This is a genomic window from Microcoleus sp. AT3-A2 (assembly GCF_036705685.1).
In the GTDB taxonomy this organism is placed as follows: Bacteria; Cyanobacteriota; Cyanobacteriia; order Cyanobacteriales; family Microcoleaceae; genus Microcoleus.
The window spans coordinates 1-21,699 of record NZ_JAUBVF010000073.1 but is presented as its reverse complement, the minus strand read 5'-3'; the positions used below and the strand labels follow the sequence as shown (position 1 = coordinate 21,699).

Annotated in this window: 17 protein-coding genes; 13 read left to right on the top strand and 4 right to left on the bottom strand. The window is 46.0% G+C overall.

Annotation, left to right across the window (positions count from 1 at the left end):
* Positions 1-494: 494 nt before the first annotated feature.
* Positions 495-2,393 (top strand): ATP-binding protein, encoded by a 1,899-nt coding sequence (locus tag QUB37_RS25960; protein ID WP_333167630.1) that lies wholly within the window; start codon positions 495-497, stop codon positions 2,391-2,393.
* Positions 2,394-3,191: 798 nt separating this feature from the next.
* Positions 3,192-4,001: a GAF domain-containing protein gene (locus tag QUB37_RS25955; RefSeq protein ID WP_333167628.1), complete on the top strand. Its 810-nt coding sequence runs from the start codon at positions 3,192-3,194 to the stop codon at positions 3,999-4,001.
* A gap of 306 nt (positions 4,002-4,307) precedes the next feature.
* Here the strand turns inward: QUB37_RS25955 and QUB37_RS25950 are convergent, their stop codons facing one another.
* Together QUB37_RS25950 and QUB37_RS25945 are read right to left on the bottom strand one after the other, a co-directional pair.
* Positions 4,308-5,846 (bottom strand): PAS domain S-box protein, encoded by a 1,539-nt coding sequence (locus QUB37_RS25950; RefSeq protein WP_333167625.1) that lies wholly within the window; start codon positions 5,844-5,846, stop codon positions 4,308-4,310.
* Positions 5,847-6,058: 212 nt separating this feature from the next.
* On the bottom strand, positions 6,059-7,252 hold the full coding sequence (locus QUB37_RS25945) for a transposase (protein WP_333167623.1): 1,194 nt from the start codon (positions 7,250-7,252) through the stop codon (positions 6,059-6,061).
* A 271-nt stretch (positions 7,253-7,523) separates the two neighbouring features.
* On the opposite strand from QUB37_RS25945, the gene QUB37_RS25940 reads away from it, so the two are divergent.
* The 7 genes from QUB37_RS25940 (at position 7,524) to QUB37_RS25910 (ending at position 15,859) form a co-directional block, all read left to right on the top strand.
* Positions 7,524-8,174: a DUF3386 domain-containing protein gene (locus tag QUB37_RS25940; protein ID WP_333167621.1), complete on the top strand. Its 651-nt coding sequence runs from the start codon at positions 7,524-7,526 to the stop codon at positions 8,172-8,174.
* 280 nt (positions 8,175-8,454) lie between these two features.
* The gene (locus QUB37_RS25935; protein WP_006632519.1) at positions 8,455-8,691 is read left to right on the top strand and encodes a NifU family protein; all 237 of its coding nucleotides are present in this window, start codon (positions 8,455-8,457) and stop codon (positions 8,689-8,691) included.
* Positions 8,692-8,897: 206 nt separating this feature from the next.
* Positions 8,898-11,144, top strand: coding sequence for a glycoside hydrolase (locus tag QUB37_RS25930; protein WP_333167620.1), 2,247 nt, complete (start codon positions 8,898-8,900; stop codon positions 11,142-11,144).
* 357 nt (positions 11,145-11,501) lie between these two features.
* Positions 11,502-14,069 carry a PAS domain S-box protein gene (locus tag QUB37_RS25925; RefSeq protein WP_333167618.1) on the top strand — a complete coding sequence of 856 codons (2,568 nt, stop codon included), beginning with the start codon at positions 11,502-11,504 and terminating at the stop codon, positions 14,067-14,069.
* A gap of 397 nt (positions 14,070-14,466) precedes the next feature.
* Positions 14,467-14,859, top strand: coding sequence for a response regulator (locus QUB37_RS25920; RefSeq protein ID WP_333167616.1), 393 nt, complete (start codon positions 14,467-14,469; stop codon positions 14,857-14,859).
* A 462-nt stretch (positions 14,860-15,321) separates the two neighbouring features.
* Positions 15,322-15,540 (top strand): hypothetical protein, encoded by a 219-nt coding sequence (locus QUB37_RS25915; RefSeq protein ID WP_333139831.1) that lies wholly within the window; start codon positions 15,322-15,324, stop codon positions 15,538-15,540.
* 106 nt (positions 15,541-15,646) lie between these two features.
* Complete coding sequence (locus QUB37_RS25910; protein WP_333167614.1) at positions 15,647-15,859, top strand: hypothetical protein; 213 nt, start codon at positions 15,647-15,649, stop codon at positions 15,857-15,859.
* A 195-nt stretch (positions 15,860-16,054) separates the two neighbouring features.
* Here the strand turns inward: QUB37_RS25910 and QUB37_RS25905 are convergent, their stop codons facing one another.
* The gene (locus tag QUB37_RS25905) at positions 16,055-16,198 is read right to left on the bottom strand and encodes a chlorophyll a/b-binding protein (protein WP_333127568.1); all 144 of its coding nucleotides are present in this window, start codon (positions 16,196-16,198) and stop codon (positions 16,055-16,057) included.
* Positions 16,199-16,826: 628 nt separating this feature from the next.
* On the opposite strand from QUB37_RS25905, the gene QUB37_RS25900 reads away from it, so the two are divergent.
* The 4 genes from QUB37_RS25900 (at position 16,827) to QUB37_RS25885 (ending at position 19,759) form a co-directional block, all read left to right on the top strand.
* Positions 16,827-17,063 carry an HNH endonuclease gene (locus QUB37_RS25900; protein ID WP_333167612.1) on the top strand — a complete coding sequence of 79 codons (237 nt, stop codon included), beginning with the start codon at positions 16,827-16,829 and terminating at the stop codon, positions 17,061-17,063.
* 106 nt (positions 17,064-17,169) lie between these two features.
* On the top strand, positions 17,170-18,372 hold the full coding sequence (gene rnc, locus QUB37_RS25895) for a ribonuclease III (protein ID WP_333167610.1): 1,203 nt from the start codon (positions 17,170-17,172) through the stop codon (positions 18,370-18,372).
* A gap of 46 nt (positions 18,373-18,418) precedes the next feature.
* Positions 18,419-19,111 (top strand): ribonuclease III, encoded by a 693-nt coding sequence (rnc, locus tag QUB37_RS25890; RefSeq protein WP_333167608.1) that lies wholly within the window; start codon positions 18,419-18,421, stop codon positions 19,109-19,111.
* A 219-nt stretch (positions 19,112-19,330) separates the two neighbouring features.
* The gene (locus QUB37_RS25885) at positions 19,331-19,759 is read left to right on the top strand and encodes a DUF1824 family protein (protein WP_333167606.1); all 429 of its coding nucleotides are present in this window, start codon (positions 19,331-19,333) and stop codon (positions 19,757-19,759) included.
* Between the two features lie 112 nt (positions 19,760-19,871).
* Here the strand turns inward: QUB37_RS25885 and glgA are convergent, their stop codons facing one another.
* Complete coding sequence (glgA, locus tag QUB37_RS25880) at positions 19,872-21,299, bottom strand: glycogen synthase GlgA (protein WP_333167604.1); 1,428 nt, start codon at positions 21,297-21,299, stop codon at positions 19,872-19,874.
* Positions 21,300-21,699 lie beyond the last annotated feature (400 nt).

Below are 21,699 nucleotides of genomic sequence, written 5' to 3'. Positions count from 1 at the left end.
GGCTATGAAATTTCGATCGCGCGGGCGATATCCTGCAGATTTCGTGGCGAAAGCTACAAGTTGTGGGCGAGCGAACTAGGCTAACTCACAACCTCGGAACTCTTCCAGGTGGTGGTTCGCAGCCTCATATTTTGGCGTAATTTTCACACTTGATAGTTAATCGGTGCAGATTCCTAATTTCTCAATCTTAATTTTTATCTTTAAATTACCCAAAACGGCTGAGAACGAATAATTTTGAGTTTTGAGTTGAGTTCAGAATTAAATCATTAATATTTTATGAGTTCATTAATCACTCAAAACTCAATAATAAAAGCCTAAAATTCTTGCAAATTGTGAGTTTTGAAGAATTAATGTTTGAATTAAAAAGACAACAACTTTTTAATTGATTACTAACTCACAAATTAACAGTAGAAGCCCCAAACAATGGGGAGTCTTGAGATATTTATTAAAAACTCAAGACTCCAAAATCCGAACTACTTTCATCCCCTACTCTGATGGACTCTAACACAGATTTTCGGCGATCGAGCCTCGCCTCTACAGGTTTTTTTCAAGAGTTAGGGGCAGAATTAGTATTTACCCAAGACGCCTCTGGTCGATATCTATCTTTTTACTGGCAAAAAGCTGAGCAGTACAACCTTACAGCAGAACAAATTGTCGATCGCCCGCTCAGCGAAACCCTGCAACCCCTCCCCCCTGCGCCTTATCTCGATATCCTGCGGCGGGTACTCGAAACCCTCGTACCGCAACGGTTCAGCTATCCATTTTGCCACGCCGGACAATATTTTCTCTTCGATTTGACACTCACTCCAGCGATCGACTCAAACGGCAAAGCTACAAAAGTCTTAGTTATGGGAAGGCTGCTGTCTGACAAACCCACAGACAGACGGCCCGACTCCCCAGAATTCATGCTCTATCGAGCTTTGCCATCTCCCTTGGACGCCCGCCAACAAATGTCGCTTCCAGCGAGCCGTATCCCCGGTCGATCGCTCCCTCCGTACTCGGAAATCGATCGTAAAGTCATCTCCCAAATCGCTCAAAACCTGCACAAAACCCTCGATTTAGCCACCATTTGGCAGCAAACTGTTAACAGCTTGGGTCAAGTTTTAAACGCGAGTCGCTGCATCATCTGTTCCTACAAAAAAGACAGCGAAAATCTCGAAACCTCCCCCTTCCTTGCCTCAGAAAATCAGCAAAAATCGACCGCCGCAGCAGCCGAATTACAACAGTCAATAGCTAGCGATTCCTCGTCCTCGCTTTCTCCAGCACAAATCGAAAATCTCCAATCGAAAACTTTTAAAGTAGTAGCTGAATACCGCCAAGAAGCTTACTCTTCTATGCTGGGATTAGAACTGCGCGCAGCCGAACAACCAGGGTGGATTCAAACTTTAGCCACCTTAAAACCAGTAGCAGTCGATTACGCCTCCCCTGCCGCCGATCCCTTCCACCGCCATTCCGTGCTCGTAGCAGCTACCTCCTATGAAGACCAACCCAATGCACTGATATGTTTGCACCGCTGCGGCAGTTCCCCGAAATGGAGTCCAGTCGAACTCGAATTCGCCCGTGAGTTAGTGGCTCAAGTCGGCAGTGCGATCGCCCACGCTACACTTTACCAAGAATTAGAACAGGCTCGCGCCGAAGCCGTAGCTCTTTCCCAACTTAAAAGCCAATTTCTTGCTAATACTTCTCATGAACTCCGCACCCCCCTCAACGGCATCCTCGGCTTCCTAAAACTGCTTATGGACGGCATGGCAGATGACCCGGAAGAAGCGCACCAATTTATCGAAGAAGCTTACCGATCAGCAGTACATTTGTTCAATGTGATTAACGATATTTTGGATGTCGCTAAAATCGAAGCTGGCAAAATGGAGTTAGACCTCGCTCCCGTCAAACTCGGTGAACTGTTGCAACAAGTTGAGAATTTTACACGGGTTCAAGTCGAGCAAAAGCGATTGCAATTTCAAATCCAAAAACCCCCTGTGGAGGACGAGATTATTGTGTACGGCAACTACCAACGCCTGCTTCAGGTAATCTTGAACCTGACGGGCAATGCAATTAAATTTACCGGGGAAGGGGGAATTCGCATCAGTGCCGAGGTTATTAAGAAAAAGGTGACTGTTCACAACCAGCAGTTCCCCGGAATGGTGAAAATCCGAGTCGCTGATACTGGCATTGGCGTTTCTCTCGACAAGCAGGATAAATTATTTGAGTCGTTTTTTCAGGTGGATGGCGATCGTACCAGACAATACGGCGGCACCGGTTTGGGATTGGCTATTTCTCAAAAACTGGTAGAAGCCATGGGGGGTACAGTAAATTTTTATAGTATGGGAGAAGGACTCGGCTCGACGGTTACTTTTACTGTGCCGCTTTATCAAGAACCACTATTTAAAAATTAATCATATCGATTCCGGTGCAACCGGCATCATTGTTGACTGTTGACTGTTGACTGTTGACTGTTGAAGGAGGGGTCAAAAAAATGAAAATTGCGCGAATTATTTGTGGGCATCTTGATTAGACTTTATGCCCGACGATGAAGGACGGATTTGATATCATTCCGGCGCAGCCGGAATTGATATTACCAATTACCAATTACCAATTACCAATGTGTACCTTACTCACTTAAAAAGGCTATATTCCTGTATTCGTAAGTTATGTTTCGTGAATAAAGGTCATCGATAATTGGTAATTATCCTACAAACACAGTTCGATCGGCCACCAGCGTATCAATTTTGACTTTTATCCGTCGCCGAGATCCCTCCTTGGGAGTTTTGGACTCATATCCATCACCCCCGCCACTTCCGATCCCAGCCCAGAATTGGCATAAATCAAATCCGGGGGATACGGATAACAGCAAATCTTTAATCTGTCGGCTGGCAGCTCACACCTCCGAGTAAACCCCCACAAACCGCCAACTTTACAAAAACTTAATGCCTATTTTTAGGACTGATTCAGCTTTCCAATCCCCTACTGTAAAGGATTTTTAATAAAACAGGACGCTCTCCCTTCTTTGTGAAAATCATAAAGATCTTGTAAAGACACCGCAAATACTTAGTAATGTTTGACGACCTGTGGCAATATTTAAGTAGAATTACGTAATTCATAAGTCGGACAGCGGCAGGCTGGCAAATTCAGTAACTCCCTGCTCTGTTGCCGGAGTGGTAAACTTTTGCCAGTCTAGTAGAAAAGGGGTTGCTATGAATCAGCAAATATCAGCTCAATCGCAAAAACTTTTACTCCAAATTGGCAGAAATATTCGTCGCACCTTGGATCTCAATACCATCTGGCAGCAAACAGTTAACAGTCTGGGAGAAACACTAGGCGTCAGCCGCTGTATCCTTTGTCCCTATGAAAGTTCTAGCCTGCAAGTCAAAGTAGCTGCTGAATACTGCCAAGAACCATTTTTACCGATGCTAGGAATGGAAATCTCGCTCACAGCAGCACCTCATTTCCTTCAAGCTCTAGCTACCCTCGAACCGGTGGTAGTAGACTCCTTTGCAGTCAATGACCCTTTTGGGCCGCAGTCGCTGCTAGTGGTGGCTACCGCTTACCAAGAGCAACCTAACGGCATAATTAGCTTGCATCAGTGCAAAGGTCGATCGTCGGGGAAGGGTAAGACCGATCGACCTTGGACTCAATCGCAGATCGAATTTGCACAAGAACTTGCCGAGCAAGTAGGAAGTGCGATCGCCCTCGCCACCTTGTACCAAGAGCGCAGCAAGCGAGTACAAGGACTATCCCAGCTCAAAAAGCAATTTTTGTTGAAGGCCTCCCACGAGCTCCGCACTCCCCTAAATCACATCATCGGCTATCTACAACTAACCATAGATGACCAAGCTGACGATCCCATAGAGGAGAGAGATTTTATCGAAGAAGCTCACCGTTCGGCTATCCACCTTTCTCAGGTAATTTCCAATATCTTAGATTACATTGAGTTAAGTGAAGCTTGCCAAACTCACGCAGAGTTAGCCACTTTCAGGAGTCAGGAAAAATCGGGGCATCAGTAAAGATTCGAGTGGCTTATTCAACAAGTCTAATATTTACCGTGCCAACAAGTTTTACCCTGAAAAAGCTGACACTTTATCGATAGATTCCCTCAATAAATTCGGTAGCTGGTTCATCAATTATTTTTAGGGAATTATAGTTTTACACGGTACAGCATAGCAACTACTACACGTAGTAGTCCGGTGTATTTATCATATTATGTCCGATCAAACGACTCCCATGAAATAGGTTATTTAACTAGGAAGGATATTGCAAGCATAAGATTGCACTTTCGCACTTTTAATGCTTTTAAATTGTGATTGGCAGAATTACCCGTCGCCCTTTTTTTTCGGAGTTTTTGGAGGGCTGACATAGCGCGCCCAAAAAGGTTCCTCCATATCTTTCATCGCTGCTAGTTTTTGGCGCTCTTCCTCTATGCGCTTGCGTTCTGAAAGATTAGAAAATATGTTGATACTACCGACAGTCTGGCCGCCCGCATCTCGCACCCGTGCGGCCCAAAGCCAAACATCGATCGAACTACCATCTTTTTTCAACAAAGATATTTCCAAACCGTTTTGCGGTTTGCCATTAGACGCAGACTTTAGCAGCGCGTAAAAATCTTGCTTTTGGCCTTCAGGAATATTCGGTAAAGGTTTCCCTAAAACCTCAGCCGCAGTCCAGCCAAAAAGTTGTTCGGCGGCGCGGTTCCAAACAACGGTATTGCCGTCATTGCTGGTACAGTTAATCGCCAGCGGCGCCGATGCTATCTGGGCTTGTAAAACTTGGTTAACGAGTTGCAGTTTCAATTCTACTTGCTTGCGATCGGTAATTTCCTGACAAGCGCCCCACAAACGGACAACCCGTTCAGCAGTTTTGTCCCACACCACTTGCCAGTAGTCCTGCACCCAGCGCACCTCGCCTTTTTGATTAATAATGCGATACTCATTAGCTCCAGTGCGGCTGAAAGTACAGCCTTCTAATTGTTTAATTAACATTTCCCTGTCGTCGGGATGAACGAGTTCTGAGTTCCACCAACCAAACGATTCTAATTCTTCAGGAACGATCCCAGTGCAGCGCTCAAAAGCTTCTGTCACCCACTCGCAGGCGAACTTGCCGTCGGGCAGTCCCTTAAAAGAATAGGCAAAATCCGAAGTGATTTGCGACATAACTCTGTAGTGGAGTTCCGACTCTCGGACTGCGATTTCGGCTTGCTTTCGTTCCCCTATTTCTCGCGAATTAATTATAATTCCCTGTACACTAGAATCGTAAAGCAAACTGTTGCCTATCGACTCCATGTAGATCCAAGAACCGTCAGCGTGGCGTTTCCGATATTCGATTGTCCCCCCAATTCCTGGAGATTCTAACAACTTACCAAAATACGTCTGCCAAGCCAGCAAATCGTCTGGATGGATTAACTCACCGTGAAATTTGCCAATTCTTTCTTCTGGGTTGTAACCCAAAAGCCGCTGTAGGGTTCCGCTGTGGTATCGAACTCGCCCGTCAGAGCCGACAATGGTAATTAGATCGGGAGAATTACGCAGCATAGCTTGCAGTTTGGCTTCACTTTTAGTTAATGCTTGAGTGTCCCTGCGATGCTGGCTGATTTGTTTTTCCAACTGCTCCCGTAGCTGTCTGATTTGCCCTACTTGCTGGGCTACAGTGCGTTCCAAAAGGCGATTATTTTTTTCAATTTCAACGAGCTTTGCGGCGTTATTTGTGGCGCTTTCAAACAAGCGGCTGCCTGCCATTTCCTGTAGAGAATTTGATAAATCTTCCAAAACTTTTGTGAAAATTGCCTGTTGCGGGTGTGGCAATTCCCTAGCTTGTTCCTGCAATGTTTCTAAGTGTTTGTAAACAGTTTCTAGCATTTTATTAAGGGGGGAATCTAATAGTTGCCTGCGGGTGCAACCCCTAAAAAGCGGACACAAGTTTTTTCAACATAACCCATAACTAAGACTGGTGTCTGGCGATCGACCCATCGCGCTCTCAATAACCAGGCATTTTGGGACTTTCTCTTCAAATCATAGCAACCGATAGAGAAATTGACACTCCCTTGCCTAAAGGCGCAGGGATTCTTGGATCATCCAGTCGATTTGCTCGTTGATGCTACCATCAGCGAGTAGAGATCGGTCTGTCCCCCAGCGTAAATTTCGGTGTGCCCCACCGTATTTAAATTGATTCCTGCCTGCTTCAATCCCTTTGCCAAAATGTTTTTTCCGGCATTATGGTCGCGATCTAACACCACACCACAACCACAAATATGGGTTCGAGTTGACAGAGTTTTTTTAACCAGGTTGCCACAGTGTGAACATTCCTGAGATGTGTACTGAGGAGCAACAGCAATAACTGTTTTGCCGTACACTTTTCCAAAGTATTCCAACCATTGAGCAAACTGTGACCACGCAGCATCGCTAATTGATTTAGCGAGTTTATGGTTCTTAACCATGTTCCGCACCTGAAGGTCTTCGTAGGCTACAAAATCGTTAGATTTCACCGCGCACAACGCCGTCTTAATGGCGAAGTCTTTACGCTGTCTACTGACCTTCAGGTGTTTTCTTCCTAACTTGTTGATCGCTTTTTTTCGATTTTTAGAACCTTTCTTTTTCCGAGAAACTCGCTTCTGCGATCTCTTCAGAGCTTTTTCGCTTTTGCGGAGATACCGAGGATTAGGAACTGTTTCGCCATCGCTATCAGTATAAAAATGGTTTAATCCGACATCTATTCCAATGGCTTTACCAGTGGAAATAGCTTCCTCTTTCCGTTCCACATTGATACAAAATTGAGCGTAGTATCCGTCGGCACGACGCACGACTCTGATTCGTTTAATCTCGTTTGGCGCGTAGAAATACAAATCCCGACTACCAACCAACTTGAACTTCCCAGCAGCGAAGCCGTCTTTAAATGTTAAACATCTTTTGTCGGCAGAAAGTGACCAACCCGATTGTTTGTACTCAACGGAACGAGTGTGCTTTTTGAACTGCGGGAATCCCTTTTTCCCTGGTTTCTTTGCTTTGCAATTAGCAAAAAAACGCCCTATAGCAAAAATGGCACGCTCCGCCGAAGCTTGACGTGCCGTCGAGTTAAGCTGGCCTGCCCATTCAAACTCTTTCGCCATAATGGCACACTGTTTGTATAGGTCTACCAGCTTAATTCCTTGATTGTCTATCCAATGTCTAAGAGTTTTGTTTCGGACAAATTGAGCCGTCCGAATCATTTCGTCCATGATCCGATATTGCTCCGCTTTGCCTTTCAACTTAAACTCTAATACTATCATGGGAATAGTTTATCATTATTTTTACTGCAACTTTTACCCACAAAATCTACCTATTTAACAATTATTTACAAATTGTAGAAATTAAAGCCGTCCTAGAAGGACGGGGCTTTATACCCACTTTTGCGGTAAATTCTTGTTGCGCCCTAATTGCCAGCCCAGCCGCACCCCCAACAAGTGCTCGCCAGGAGTGCGGGTAACTCCCCTACCCAGTGAATGTGGGGCTTCTCGCGGTTAAGCTAAACTAGATTGGTGTCAAGAGAAAGAGGGATTTATGACAGAGCAAGCCAACGCTCGCGATTTGTTTCGCGCTGCTTACGAACACCGCTATACCTGGGATGCCAATTTTCCCGGTTACAGTGCCGATATTGAACTCAAACAGGGCGACGAAGTATATACGGGTCATGTTTCCATCAAACCCGACATGAGCGTGGAAGTCAGCGGCATTGAAGATGAGGAAGTGCAGCAAAGCGTCTACACCCAAATGCGGGACATTGTTACCCACCGCAAACGCTCGACATTTGAAAAATCTCACGGCAAAAATAGCTTCACCCTCGGCGAGAAGGACAGCACAGACGCTGTGGACATCTTGGTGCAAGGCGACTCAATGGGGTCTAATTATAAAATCCGAGGTCTCTCAATTTGTCAAGTCAGCCGGGTGATGGGCCGCATGGCTTTCGTAATTGACACGCACAAAAGCTTAGAGACACCCGAAGGTTCTTTGGCCAGTCACTACGATGCCGTTTTCCGCAACCCGCAAACCGACGAAATCATCAAAGAACTCGAATTTGAAGATACCTTCGACAAGATAGGCGACTATTATGTCATGACCAAGCAAGTAGTTCGAGCAAAAGAAAAAGGTCAATTGACAACAACCGAGTTCAACTACTCCAACGTCAAACTGCTAGAACCAGCAGTAGTGTAGCGCGATCGAAAACCCGATTTCTTAAATAAAACGGGTTTTTTTGGATAACGTATCAGAATCAACTTGATTTGGCGGCAAGTAACGCTACGATCGAACGAGAGAGCTAATTGGGATCGAGCATCAGCGTGACAGAAACCGGGTTTCCTGCCGCGGGCTCACCTGAGTGCCTAAGTATTTTATCAAAAAACCCGGTTTCTTAAATCCCGCGCGGGTTGAGAATGCTGTCCTTGAGTCAAATCGAACTTTCATCAACTTCAAGAAATCATCACAGAGGCAAAATATGACACTAGCACTAACCAGAGATAACGTCGAAACAGTTCTCGATGAAATGCGTCCCTACCTGATATCCGACGGTGGCAACGTCGAACTCGTAGAAATTGACGGCCCAGTGGTACACCTGAGACTGCAAGGAGCTTGTGGCTCTTGCCCAAGTTCCACAATGACTTTGAGAATGGGCATTGAACGTCGCCTGCGCGAGGCTATCCCAGAAATTGCCGAAGTCGAACAGGTAATGTAATTAGTCAGTTGGCAATTGGCAGTTGGCAGTTGACGGTTGGCAGTTGGCAGTTGACGGTTGATTGTTGACTGTTGACTGTTACCAATTACCTGTTGACTGTTGACTGTTACCAATTACCAAATTTAATTGCCAATTACCAATTACCAAATTTAATTACCAATTACCAATTACCAATTACCAAATTCAATTACCAATTACTAAATTCAATGTCTCATCCCCTTTATGTAGCCTTCATTTGGCACCAACACCAACCGCTCTACAAATCCAGAGTATCAGCTAGCGCAGGAACAGCCCAGTACCGACTGCCTTGGGTGCGTTTGCACGGAGTCAAAGACTACTTGGATTTAGTGCTAATGCTGGCAAAATATCCCAAGCTTCATCAAACCGTAAACTTGGTTCCCTCCTTAATTTTGCAGATAGAAGACTGCATCGCAGACAGAGCATTAGACCCTTACTTGGCGGTGACATTAAAGCCAGCAGAAACTTTAAATAGCGAAGAACAAGAGTTCATTTTAGAACACTTCTTTGACGCCAATTATCACACCCTGATTCAGCCACACCCTCGCTACGCTCAACTCTACACTCAGCGGCAGGAAAAAGGCATTCAGTGGTGTTTGGAAAACTGGAAAGTGCAGGATTTTAGCGACTTGCTGGCCTGGCACAATTTAGCTTGGATTGACCCGCTGTTTTGGGACGACCCGGAGATTGCAGGGTGGCTGAAACAAGGACAAAATTTTAGTTTGGTAGACAGAAAAAACATCTACTCAAAACAAAAAGAAATCCTCGCTCGCATCATTCCCCAGCACCGTAAAATGCAAGCTGAGGGACAGTTGGAAGTTTCCACAACCCCTTACACGCACCCGATTTTACCGCTGCTTGCCGACACTAATGGCGGCCGCATAGCTATTCCAAACATGACGCTGCCACAACATAGGTTTCAGTGGGAAGAAGATATTCCCCGACACCTGAGAAAATCCTGGGAAATGTATCAAGATCGGTTTGATTGCCAACCGCGCGGTTTGTGGCCGTCGGAACAAGCAGTCAGCCCGGAAATTTTGCCATACATTGCCAAACAAGGCTTTAAATGGATAGTCTCGGACGAAGCAGTTTTGGGGTGGACAATTAAACACTTTTTCCACCGCGACGCGACAGGGAATGTCTACGAACCAGAATTCTTATATCGCCCTTACCGTTTAGAAACTCCTGACGGCGATTTAGCCATAGTATTTAGAGACCACAGATTGTCCGACTTGATCGGGTTTACCTACGGTTCGATGGAACCGGAAAAAGCAGCATCCGATTTAGTGGGACACTTAGAAGCGATCGGCAGAACTCTCAAACACCGACAGTCCGACGGTCAAACAGCTTTAGAAAATCCCTGGTTAGTTACGATCGCCCTAGACGGCGAAAATTGCTGGGAATTCTATCCCCAAGACGGCAAACCGTTCTTAGAATCCCTCTATCAAACTCTCAGCGACAATCCAGATATCAAATTAGTCACAGTCTCAGAATTTCTCGACCAATTCCCAGCAACCGAAACAATTCCTGCAGCCCAACTGCACACCGGTTCCTGGGTGGACGGTTCTCTGACAACTTGGATCGGCGATCCCGCGAAAAATCGCGCTTGGGACTTGTTAGGGGCTGCCAGACAAATGCTGGCAAACCATCCAGAGGCCACAGAAGAAAGCAACCCAGAAGCTTGGGAAGCGCTTTATGCGGCCGAAGGTTCCGATTGGTTCTGGTGGTTTGGCGAGGGTCACACGTCGAACCAAGATGCCATGTTCGACCAGCTATTTCGGGAACACGTAGCGGGAATTTACGAAGCTCTCGGCGAGCCCGTACCCCCGGAAGTGCGACGGCAAGTAGAGGTGCACGAGGCTCAAGGCGACCACCTGCCGCTGAGCTTTATTCACCCGGTGATTGACGGTATCGGCAACGAACAGGATTGGGACAAAGCCGGTCGGATTGAAGTTGGGGGAGCAAGAGGTACGATGCACCGGAGTTCGGCAATTCAGCGGCTTTGGTACGGGGTTGACCACTTGAATTTTTACATTCGCGCCGACTTCAAGGTAGGGGTGCGGCCGGGAATTGATTGCCCGCAGCAGTTAAATTTGTTCTGGTTTTATCCCGATCGCATCATGCACAACAGTCTGATTCCGCTGTCGGGTTTGCCTGACGAAGCACCGCTCAATTATCGGTACCACCATCAGTTAGAGATTAATTTGCTGACGAAATCGATTTGGTTTCAGGAAGCAGAAGAGGGCGATCAGTGGCAGCCCCGCATTAGCCGCGCTCAAGTGGGAGTGGATAAATGTTTGGAAGTAGCAGTGCCCTGGGCGGATTTGCAGATTATGCCCGACTGGCAGGTGAGGCTGATTGCGGTTTTATCGGATGGGAGTCGTTACTCTAGCTGTATGCCGGAAGATGCTTTGATTCCGATCGGAATGCCGTAAAAAGTCATTAGTGATCAGTCATTAGTCATTATGCTGTAGGGGCGGGTAGCACCAGCTTTCATAGAACTGACAACCCAAATAAATATAAACCCGCCCCCTGAATTAGTCATTAGTCATATTTTGAACCAACAAACAATTAAATAATTATCAAATTATATTAAATTGGAACTTCAACTCTGGCTACTTAATGCCTTGATAATTTCGATCGCGTCCGGCAGAGCTAAGGCTATAAAATTTCTTTGTAGTGAGGTCTTAATTTCTCCTCTAAAAGAGGACTTAAGTCCTGACTACCAAACATATAATAATGGTTAAGTTACCAGACATCATATCATTAGTCATGGGGAAATCAACAAACTAATGAGCCGCATTTTACTCTTGGTCGATCGCCACCAACAACTTAATTTGCCGATCGCCCACCTCAACACCGAGCATGAGGTGATCGTACTCGATCGCGCTTTAGATCCCAACTCCGAATTTCCCTTTCCCCAAATCGCTTTTGACTTGTGCATTCTCGACGAGGCAAATTTCGATCGCATCGGGCCGCTGGTAGAATCATTAAAAACTGCCGCCGAGCCGATCTTTTTACCGTTCTTGCTTGTTAGTAAATCCCAAACGCCTGCTCTTTTTGAGCAGCCATTTTCGCAGCAGGCAAAACAACTCGAAGGCAGAATAGACGATTTGATAGCAACTCCCCTCAATGCCTCCCAACTGCATTTGCGGGTAGAAAATTTGTTGGCCCGCAGGTGGCAGTCGCTAGAAATCCACAGACTTCAGGAAGTAATTAAAGAACAGACTTTTACAGAAAGTTTGTTAAAGGACTCGCTGCAAACGGCAAACGAAAACCTGCAACGGGAAATCGCCAAGCGGGCCCAGGTAGAAGCTGCACGGCGAGAAAACTCCTATCTCGACTTGTTGATGAATGCCATGCCAGATATTGTCTGCTTCAAAGATGGCGAGGGCAGGTGGCAGGAGGCAAATCAAGCGATATTGGAAGTGTTCGAGCTAGAAAAAATAGACTACCACGGCCTTAAAGATTTTCAGCTAGGAGAACTCAGCAGTTTTTACCGCGAGGCGCTACAGGCGTGCGAGGTGAGCGATCAAGAAGCGTGGGAAAAAGGTGAGCTTTCTAGGGGAGAAGAAGTAATTCTCCGCTCAAACGGTACTGTGAAAATCTACGATGTCATTAAAGTACCGGTATTTCACCCCGACGGCAGACGCAAAAGTATAGTGATTTTGGGTCGCGACATTACCGAACACAAGCAAACTAGAGACGAACTCGTGCGCTTGGCGTCGATTGTCGAGTCTTCCGACGACGGTATAGTCGGCAAAACCCTTGCTGGGACAATTCAGAGCTGGAATGCAGGAGCCGAGAAGATTTACGGCTACTGTGCCGCAGAAATCAAGGGGCAGTCGATCGAGATTTTAGCCATACCCGAACGTCCCAAGGAAATGCCTCAAATATTGGAAAATATTAGGGCAGGAGCCAGCATCGACCATTACGAAACCGTACACTTGCGGAAAGACGGTCAACAGATAGATGTCTCCCTGACGATTTCTCCGATTAAAGACGCGACTGGAGCGGTAACGGGCGTTTCGACAATCTCTCGCGACATCAGCGACAGCAAGCGAGTCGAAAAAGCCTTTGAACAACTCCGCCACCAAACAGAAATGATTTTGTTCTCCGCAGGAGAAGGAATTTGCGGGTTGAACAAAGAGGGAAAAATAACTTTTGTCAATCCTGCGGCGGTGAGAATGGCTGGGTGCGAATCGAAGCAATTGATCGATCGAGCACTCTATGAAAGCTTACACCGTGCACAGGAAGAATGCTCAAGGGCGATCGAGCAACTGTCACCAGCAACAGACATCAATTCAGGATCTGAACTTGTCCCACACTGCGCCGCACCGCAGGCGGGCAAACGGCTGCCGTCGAGGGTAAATTCTCAAATTTTAGCCACCTTGGAAGACGGAGAGGCGCGGCGCGTCACCGATGAGATTTTTTGGCGGCGAGACGGCAGCAGTTTTCCGGTTGAGTACGTTGTCGCTCCGATGCGAGAAGGAGGCGAAATTATTGGAGCTGTGGTGACTTTTAAGGATATCACGGAGCGGCTTGCCGTCGAGCGCATGAAAGATGAATTCATCTCTGTTGTCAGCCACGAACTGCGGACGCCCATGACCTCGATTCACGGCGCCCTCGGCCTCCTCAACAGCGGCCTGCTTGACGCTTACCCCCAGAAAGCTAAGCGGATGCTGGAGATTGCTGTCAGTAACACTGACCGTTTGGTGCGCTTGGTCAACGACATCCTAGATTTAGAGCGGATGGAGTCGAGTTACAGCACTGCGATCAAACAAACTTGCAATGTGGCTGAGCTGATGTTGCAGGCGGCTGACGAGATGCAGGGAATGGCTCAGCAGGCGGGAGTTACTCTGTCGGTGAAGCCTGTGGGGGCGCAATTGCAAGCTGTTCGCGATCAACTAATTCAAGCCTTGACAAATTTGCTCAGTAATGCAATAAAATTTTCTCCCTCCGGCGCTACAGTTTGGCTGAGCGCGGAGTTGACCCACAATCCGGATTTGGCAGAAAAAGCAGCGCACAAGTCGGTTTCGTCTCCGTCTTTGTTGTCTCCTGAGCCTGCCGCCGCGCCTCCGCATTTGCCAGTTCCGAGCTCGTGGTACATCGTGATTGCTGTGAAAGACCAAGGGCGGGGTATTCCGCCAGACAAACTGGAGATGGTCTTTGAACGCTTTCAACAAGTTGATGCTTCTGATTCTCGCCAGAAGGGAGGTACTGGTTTGGGGCTGGCTATTTGTCGCAGTATCGTGCAGCAGCACGGGGGGCGGATGTGGGTGGAGAGCGTTTTGGGGGAGGGCAGCACTTTTTTCTTAAGTCTGCCACTTCTCAGGGAGGGGTTTGCAACTGAAAGTTAATTTCTACCCAGGTGTACCCAACGTTACTGATTTTGTGCAGATTGTTCGATCGAGTAATCGACAAACAATCTCAGCCTTTTCTGCAGTTTGGGAACTGCGGGCAAAAAGCACAATTTGAGGTCGAAAAGCGGCTTTTTTTGGGTGGGATATTTTACAGCAACCCGGCCAGACGGTTAGGATATTCTTAATTGTTGAAACCCAGGCGGTCGATTGCAACGGAGGTCTTCTTTTTTCCTTATTTTTACCCGCTCACGAAGCCTCCGGCAGCCGAAGGGCCTTCAACATCTGCTATACAGTTTTGAAAATTTACTGTAAAGTCCGATCGGGTAACATAATTTGCTTTATAAAATATTCGCATTTCGCTTCTAATCTGTGATCAGTTCTCATTGCTAAAAAGATGTTAATTTTGACTGCCAAGCGCATCTTGGTTATTGACGATGCGGAAGATATTCGGGAAGTGGCTCAAGTCAGTCTTGAGATGGTGGGGGGCTGGGAAGTCCTGACCGCGAGTTCGGGTCGCGAGGGTGTTGCTAAGGCTCTTGCCGAACAGCCTGATGCGATTCTATTGGACGTGATGATGCCCGACCAAGACGGGCCTACTACTTTTCAACAGTTACAAGCTAATAAGGCTACGCAGCACATTCCGGTAATTTTATTGACCGCTAAGGCTCTGGCTGGGGACAGGCGGATGTTCGCGGATTTGGGGGTGGTGAGCGTGATTGCTAAGCCTTTTGAACCGATGTTTTTGGCGGCTCAGGTCGCTCAGGCTTTGGGCTGGGAGCAAGAATAGATCGATCGCCCGCATTGAATTATGCAGCTTTTCAAGCAGTAGTTTTGCAGGCAAAGAGAAGTAAAAAAACTTAGTTTCTTTGGTATGGTGCCGAGCGAGCGAATCGGGTGGATCGGACAGGATATATGTAGCGACTTAGACGCCGTGCCTTTCGTCCTGTCAGCTTAAGACTAAAAGCCTCAGTCCGGTATCAGTTTCAACCCTGTCGGCTTGGGGTGAAATTGATACCAATTAGGGATGCCTAAATCCCTATTGGTAGTGCGTTCATTTAACCGAATTCGGACTCAGCCATGAGCTCAGTATTCCTACTTATTTATCGGGAAAATATAAGCTGGCAGGATTATTTTACTTTTTGTAACAACTCACTCATCTTCATAAGTTCTTCAGGTTTTAGTTTTAAGTTTAAGCACATGGTCAGGGATCGCTCCTGACTGTTGGCAGACACATTGGGAGAAGACGACTATGCCCTCAGCTTACATTTTGCTACTAATAGTTTCTCTGGCAGCAGTCTGGGTTTACTGGCAAACCTCTCAAGATATTTTTGTTCTTGTGGCTTGGGCAGGGCTGGGTTGTTTTATTTGGGGTTTTTCTTGGGCTCCTTGGAGCGTTCAGCTTTTGATTGTGGTGTTGCTGTTGGGCATCCAAAAGTGCTACTTGCGAGACGCTCAAAGCTGTGAGTGAAAGAGATTTTTTATTTTTGTGCCTGGAATTGAGATGTGCAGGCATTCGTGAATCTCTGTAATGACTTGGTTATCGCTTCATATCTTCAAAAAAGGTTTAAAATATCATGAATAGTTGCCCTTGTTGCTCCTCTAAATTGCTCCGCCACGCTCGCCACAATCGCGTTTATTGGTTCTGCTCACACTGCTGGCAGGAAATGCCGGATCTGTCGGAGATGATTTTACTTAACACCGTGCGGAATCACAAACGCGACGGTTTGGTGAAACATCCGGCTTTGACTCCTAAATTGAGGATGTTTGATTCTGTAGAAATTGCTTAGTTTGCTGGAGTTAGTCTCGCGATAAATATTGAGACAGAAAAGATTTTTGATTGTGCCATCTGTGGGATTTTTTGATAAAAAATGCAAAAGCCCCTTCCGTGTGAAGTGAAGGGGACTTATTAGCGGGGGGCTTTTGCACTTGTGATGGGGTCGATCGCCCGACTGAATTTCAGCTATTGTATGCAGTTAAGCTGATTACATCAAACCGATTTGAGAGAGAATGCCTTGACCGGTGATGAATTCGGTAGCTAGGCCGATAACGAAGCCCAACATTGCCAAACGGCCGTTCCAGGTTTCAGCAAACTCAGTGAAGCCAACTTTTGCGTCTTTGTTTTCCATGACCAGAAACCTCGTTTAATTTCAACCTTATGTAACTAAACTTAACACAGCAGTACAAAGTTTGCAACATATTTTTACATTTACTGTTCAAATGCCGGAGATAAGGGGGATGAGCCCGCAGCGAGAGGGGCTCGCGGGGAGGGGGAGATTGACATCGAGCTTGGCTGTCTGCTAGGCTTGAGCGACATAATTGGGTCATCAAAATTCCAGTGCCGAGCGTGGGCTGCTGTCTCACCTATCGTATATGTATCTTTTTTTATACATATGCTTCAATATGTGATTAGTAAATAACATTGCTAAGTATTTATCTAAATATCTATTGCAGTTGTCTATTAATCTCATATAGATGTATACATATAAGAATATTTACATATACGGTAGATGAGACATCAGCTCACACCGAGCGTCACCTGAAAAGTGTTTGCTTAGTGTGAGTTGTTCTCATTTATGAATTTACAGAGAAAAAATTATCCACATAAGATAAGTAAATTAGAAGTAGCATTAATCCCTACTTTTAAATCTTATTTGTTTGGGAATATTCATCTCTTGCCAATCCTTAAGCAACACTCCTTATGTGCTGGATAACTGATGTTTCAACGCTGTTGTAAACAAGCACCAGGAAACCGAAATGAATCCAAAGCAGAAGCATAACAAGAAGCACAAACTGATCGATGATTATGGTCAGAACTGTTGGTGGTGCGGTAAATGTCTCCCAAAAAATCAACTGACTATCGAACATTTGCGCCCCAAAAGTCGCGGTGGATCTGACTGTATAGAAAACCTACGACTTGCTTGTCTTTCATGCAACCAGTCTCGCGGAAACAGTCTCTACCCTCCCAACTGGGTAAAGGGTAATTGTTTATAGGTAACATCTTAGTTTACAAACCCGGTTTCTTTAAAAAACCGGGTTTTCCGAAAAATTCAGAACCTTTAATGTAGCAACAAGAAAGAAAATTCTGGAAAAACAACACATGGCTATTAGCAATCGCGAACGAGTTGACAGAGCTTTAAACCTCTTATGTCAGGGATTGTATCCTTATCTTAAACAGGAAATGCAGGGAGTTTACAGCAATAGCTGGGAAAAAGAGGCTAAGTCCTGCTTACCTAAGCATAAACCATTGAAACAAAAATCAGCAGACAGTATTCTGAGTGAAGATGTTGCGATGCTGCTGTTAGTCATGTCAAAGCAGTGGGATAAAGTTTTCAACGAAAAGCTAAATTCTACAGGAAACGGCCTGGTAACTGAACTTATCCAAGTCCGCAACGATTGGGCACACCAAGTCCCATTTTCCACCGCTAACACCTATCGCGCCCTGGATAGTATTGCCCGACTACTAAAAGCTGTCTCCGCACCACAAGCCGATATTAAAGAAGTAGAAAAGCAACAGCAAGAAGTCCTGCGACTCCTGTCTCAAGAACAAACTCGTCAAGAAAATCGCCATTTTTCTGCTGAAGAAGACCGCATTAGAGAAAGATTGAGCGATTTACTAAAACGGCTACCTTTTCAGGAAGCGGATCTGCTAAATCAGGCACTCACTCACCGCTCTTACCTTTACGAAAATCCTAAAGCAGTCAGCAAAGACAACGAGCTATTAGAATTTCTAGGCGATGCCTTGCTGACTTTTCTAAGCGGCGAATATCTCTACCGCCACTACTCCGATAAAAATGAAGGTGAACTAACTCGCCTCCGTTCCTTGTTGGTGGAAGACAAGCAATTGGCAAAGTTTGCTGTCACCTTGGATGTCGGTCAGTGGATGCTGCTAGGCAGGGGTGAAGCAACAAATGGAGGCACTGCTAAAGAGTCGTTGCTCAGCAACACTTTTGAAGCAATTATCGGCGCGTATTTTCTCGATTCTGGCATTGAGGCAGTCCGCGATTTTGTAGAACCGCTATTTACCCTAGTAGTGGAAGAAATTATTTCTTCTGGGCCAGAACCAGACTCTAACATTCCTGTAGACCCAAAAAATCGGTTTCAGGAATGGGTACAGCAGAATATCGGGCCAATTACCCCTCAATACATCACAATCAACGAGGCAGGGCCAGATCACGCTAAAGAATTTACTGTTGAAGTGCGCGTAAATAGTAAGGTGTACGGTCAAGGAAGTGGTCGCAGTAAAAAAGAAGGTGAAAAACGTGCGGCTGAAGACGCACTTAAAAAACTCAGGCTAATATAGAAACGTTTTCCATGCTATTAATTTCCCAGCAAGTCCAGACATCAAAATGTACAAACTTCCAAAATTTAAAGATGAATCGCTCTTGCAACGCGCTTTAACCCACCGTTCCTATGTTAACGAACACCCCGAAGCAGGCGAACATAACGAGCGACTAGAATTCCTCGGCGACGCCCTGCTAGGTTATCTAGTTGGCGAAATCTTGTACAAGCGCTATGAAGATTTTAGCGAAGCTCAATTAACTCGGTTGCGCTCTGGATTAGTCGATCAGAATCAGCTAGCAAAGTTTGCTGAGCAACTAGGTATAGGCAAGTTAATGCGCCTGGGAAAAGGGGCAGAACAAGATAAAGGTCGCCAAAATCCCTCTTTGCTTTGCGATACTTTTGAAGCGATTATTGGTGCGTACTATCTCGACTCAACCATTACACCTGTCCGCGCCTTTGTTAAAAAGCTGTTTATTCCAGTTGCTGATAGTATGATTTACCCTCAGTCCGATGCTGGGCAAAAAAACCTTGTAGACTCTAAAAATCGATTTCAGGAGTGGGCTCTGGCAAAATTCGGTCAAAACCCCGAATATTCAATCATTGACGAGGAAGGCCCAGATCATGCTAAAGAGTTCACTGCTCAAGTGTATGTCAGCGGTAAAATATACGGTGTTGGCCGGGGTCGCCGTAAACAAGATGCTGAGAAAAATGCGGCTGAAGATGCGCTAGCAAAGCTGAAAAAACGCGGACTGATCTAAATTTGAAAACATCGGTAAAAACTACTAGCTTTTTTGTGCGATACGGCAGTTGGCAAAGCCCTCGAAGACGATCGCCCGAATTGATTGCCAGAGGACACAATGGGCTATAATCAAGACTTGCGTAAGTGTTACCGCCGTCGATCGAGGGTTGCAAGGGCAGAAATTCGTTGACGAGTACCTGAGTGTCGATCGTAATTTTGGGAAATATCAGAGCAATTCATGTCTACTCACAACTCGACTACCCTAACTGTTGAAGAAGCACAGCAAATCCTCAAAGATTTCACTTGTCTGGATATGCAATCTGTAGCATCGCCGCTGGAAAAACAGGCACTCCGTCAAGCGATTTTGCTGGTAGCAAGTTTGTCGGATTATCAAATGTTGGGAGTGTGCGCTGCTTCGACGGATGAGGGGTTTTTAGCTTTAGAAGCTTATTTAAAAGCTTTGGGATATCAAGCTGTTTTAGATCCCAATGCTGTCTCGACCTTTGCTGGTTCGGTTTATATTAAGTTCAATACTTTGAAGGGGTCGTATTATGTTGATGGCTATCCCGGAACTTACCGGGGCGTTTTGATTTCGTGTCAATCTTCCTTTGAAGGTGGAGTTAGCGGAACTTACGGTCATTTACCTCTCGATTTATTTGTTGATTAATCGGGCATAAGGCATAGGGCATAGGGCATAGGGCATTGGAACAAAAAACTAACAAAAAACAACAGTCAACAGTCAACAGTCAACTGTCAACTGTCAACTTACCGATTACCAATTAACCCTTGCCAACGATCAATTCTGCCTCTGGTGCCGGTGTGGTTTCTTCCGGTGGCAGTCCCAAAATATCGCTGTACAAGTTGATGTATTTCCGGGCAGAAATATCCCAGCTAAAATCTTCTCTCATGCCGCGCTGTTGCAGTTCTCTCCACTTATCTTTGTAGCGGAAACCTTCCCAAGTTCTGATCATGCAGGTGAACAAGTCCAGGGGTTCGTAGCGATCGAAACAGTAACCGGTACCGGTATTGTCGATCGGGTTGTTGTGGGAAACGGTATCGACTAAACCGCCGGTGCGACGAACCATTGGCACGCACCCGTAGCGGAGGGCGAGCATTTGGCTAATGCCGCAGGGCTCGAAACGGCTGGGCATCAGGAAGCTGTCGCAGCCTGCGTAAACGCGCCGAGAGAGAGCCTCGTTGTAAAGTAGTTGGGTGGACATCCGACCGGGATAGCGGGCTGTCATTTGCCAGAGTTGGGTTTCGTAGTAGCGATCGCCCGTTCCAAGTACAATAAATTGAGCGTCCGTATAGGCCATGAACAGATCGAGCATTTGAATTATCAAATCCAATCCCTTTTGTTCTACCAGCCTTGTCACCATGCCGATCAAAAAGGCATTTTTATTTACTTCCAAACCGACTTCTTCTTGCAGCGCAATTTTATTAGCGGGGCGCTTTTCAATAGTATCAACACTAAATTGTTGATGGAGGTACTTGTCAGTTGCTGGGTTGTAAGATTCTGTATCAATTCCGTTCAAAATGCCCGATACTTTACCGCCGAGGTAAGACAGCAAACCTTCCAAAGTTTCCCCATAAGCTGGGGTTTTGATTTGCTCGGCGTAAGTCGGTGAAACTGTATTTACTCGATCGGCAAACTGTACTGCGGCAGCCATTGTATTGTGACCTTGCATATACCAAGGACACCAAGTCATCTGCTCCAAACGCCAGCGCCACGGCCCTTGATAAGCTAAATTGTGAATAGTAAAAACTGTGCTGATATCGGGGTCTTGGCTCATCCAAACAGGTATCATCCCCGTATGCCAGTCGTGACAGTGGATAATTTGGGGCTTCCAATGATTCCAGGCAAATTCAGCCGCAGCATTGGCAAAGAAAGTGAACCTCCAATCTTCATCTAAACCGCCGTAAACGCGGCGCGGCAAGAAAGATGGATGTTGTAATAAGTATAAAGGTACATCGGTTCCCGGCAAAACAGTTTCAAACACCGAGAAGCTTTGGAACATGGCCGACCCATCCCAAACAGGTTTTTTGGGAACGTCCATTTTGTCGGGAACGAAACCGTAGTAGGGCATGAAGATGCGGACATCGTGGCCCATGCGCCGCAGAAATTTCGGCAAAGCGCCGACGACATCGCCCATACCGCCCACTTTGGCGAGGGGTGCTGCTTCGGCGGATACAAATAAAATACGCATTATTTTTTTGTGTTCCTTGAGATTGTTAGTCTAGATTAAGTTTAAAGGGCGAGTGGCACAATATTAACGCGCCGTCCAAAAACAAGTATAAATCTGAGTTGCTGTAGCGATCGCAGTTTACTCAAGAATGCGATCGCCCTTTTTCCATCCGCGTCGCTGTGCGGTGAAAAAAATAGTGATCGCCCGGACTCCCCTCCCGCGACAATTTCCACGATATAATCAAATTTATATGTCACTTTCTGAATGAGGGTAAACATCAAAAATGGTAGGCAGTTTGAGAATTTTTACGCATTAGTAAAACTGAACGCAAAGCCATCAGTATGTATAGTCATTTCAAATAAGTATGAGACACTCTTTATGCACAATAAGCACGAATAACTTCATCAAGAGATGTGTTAGG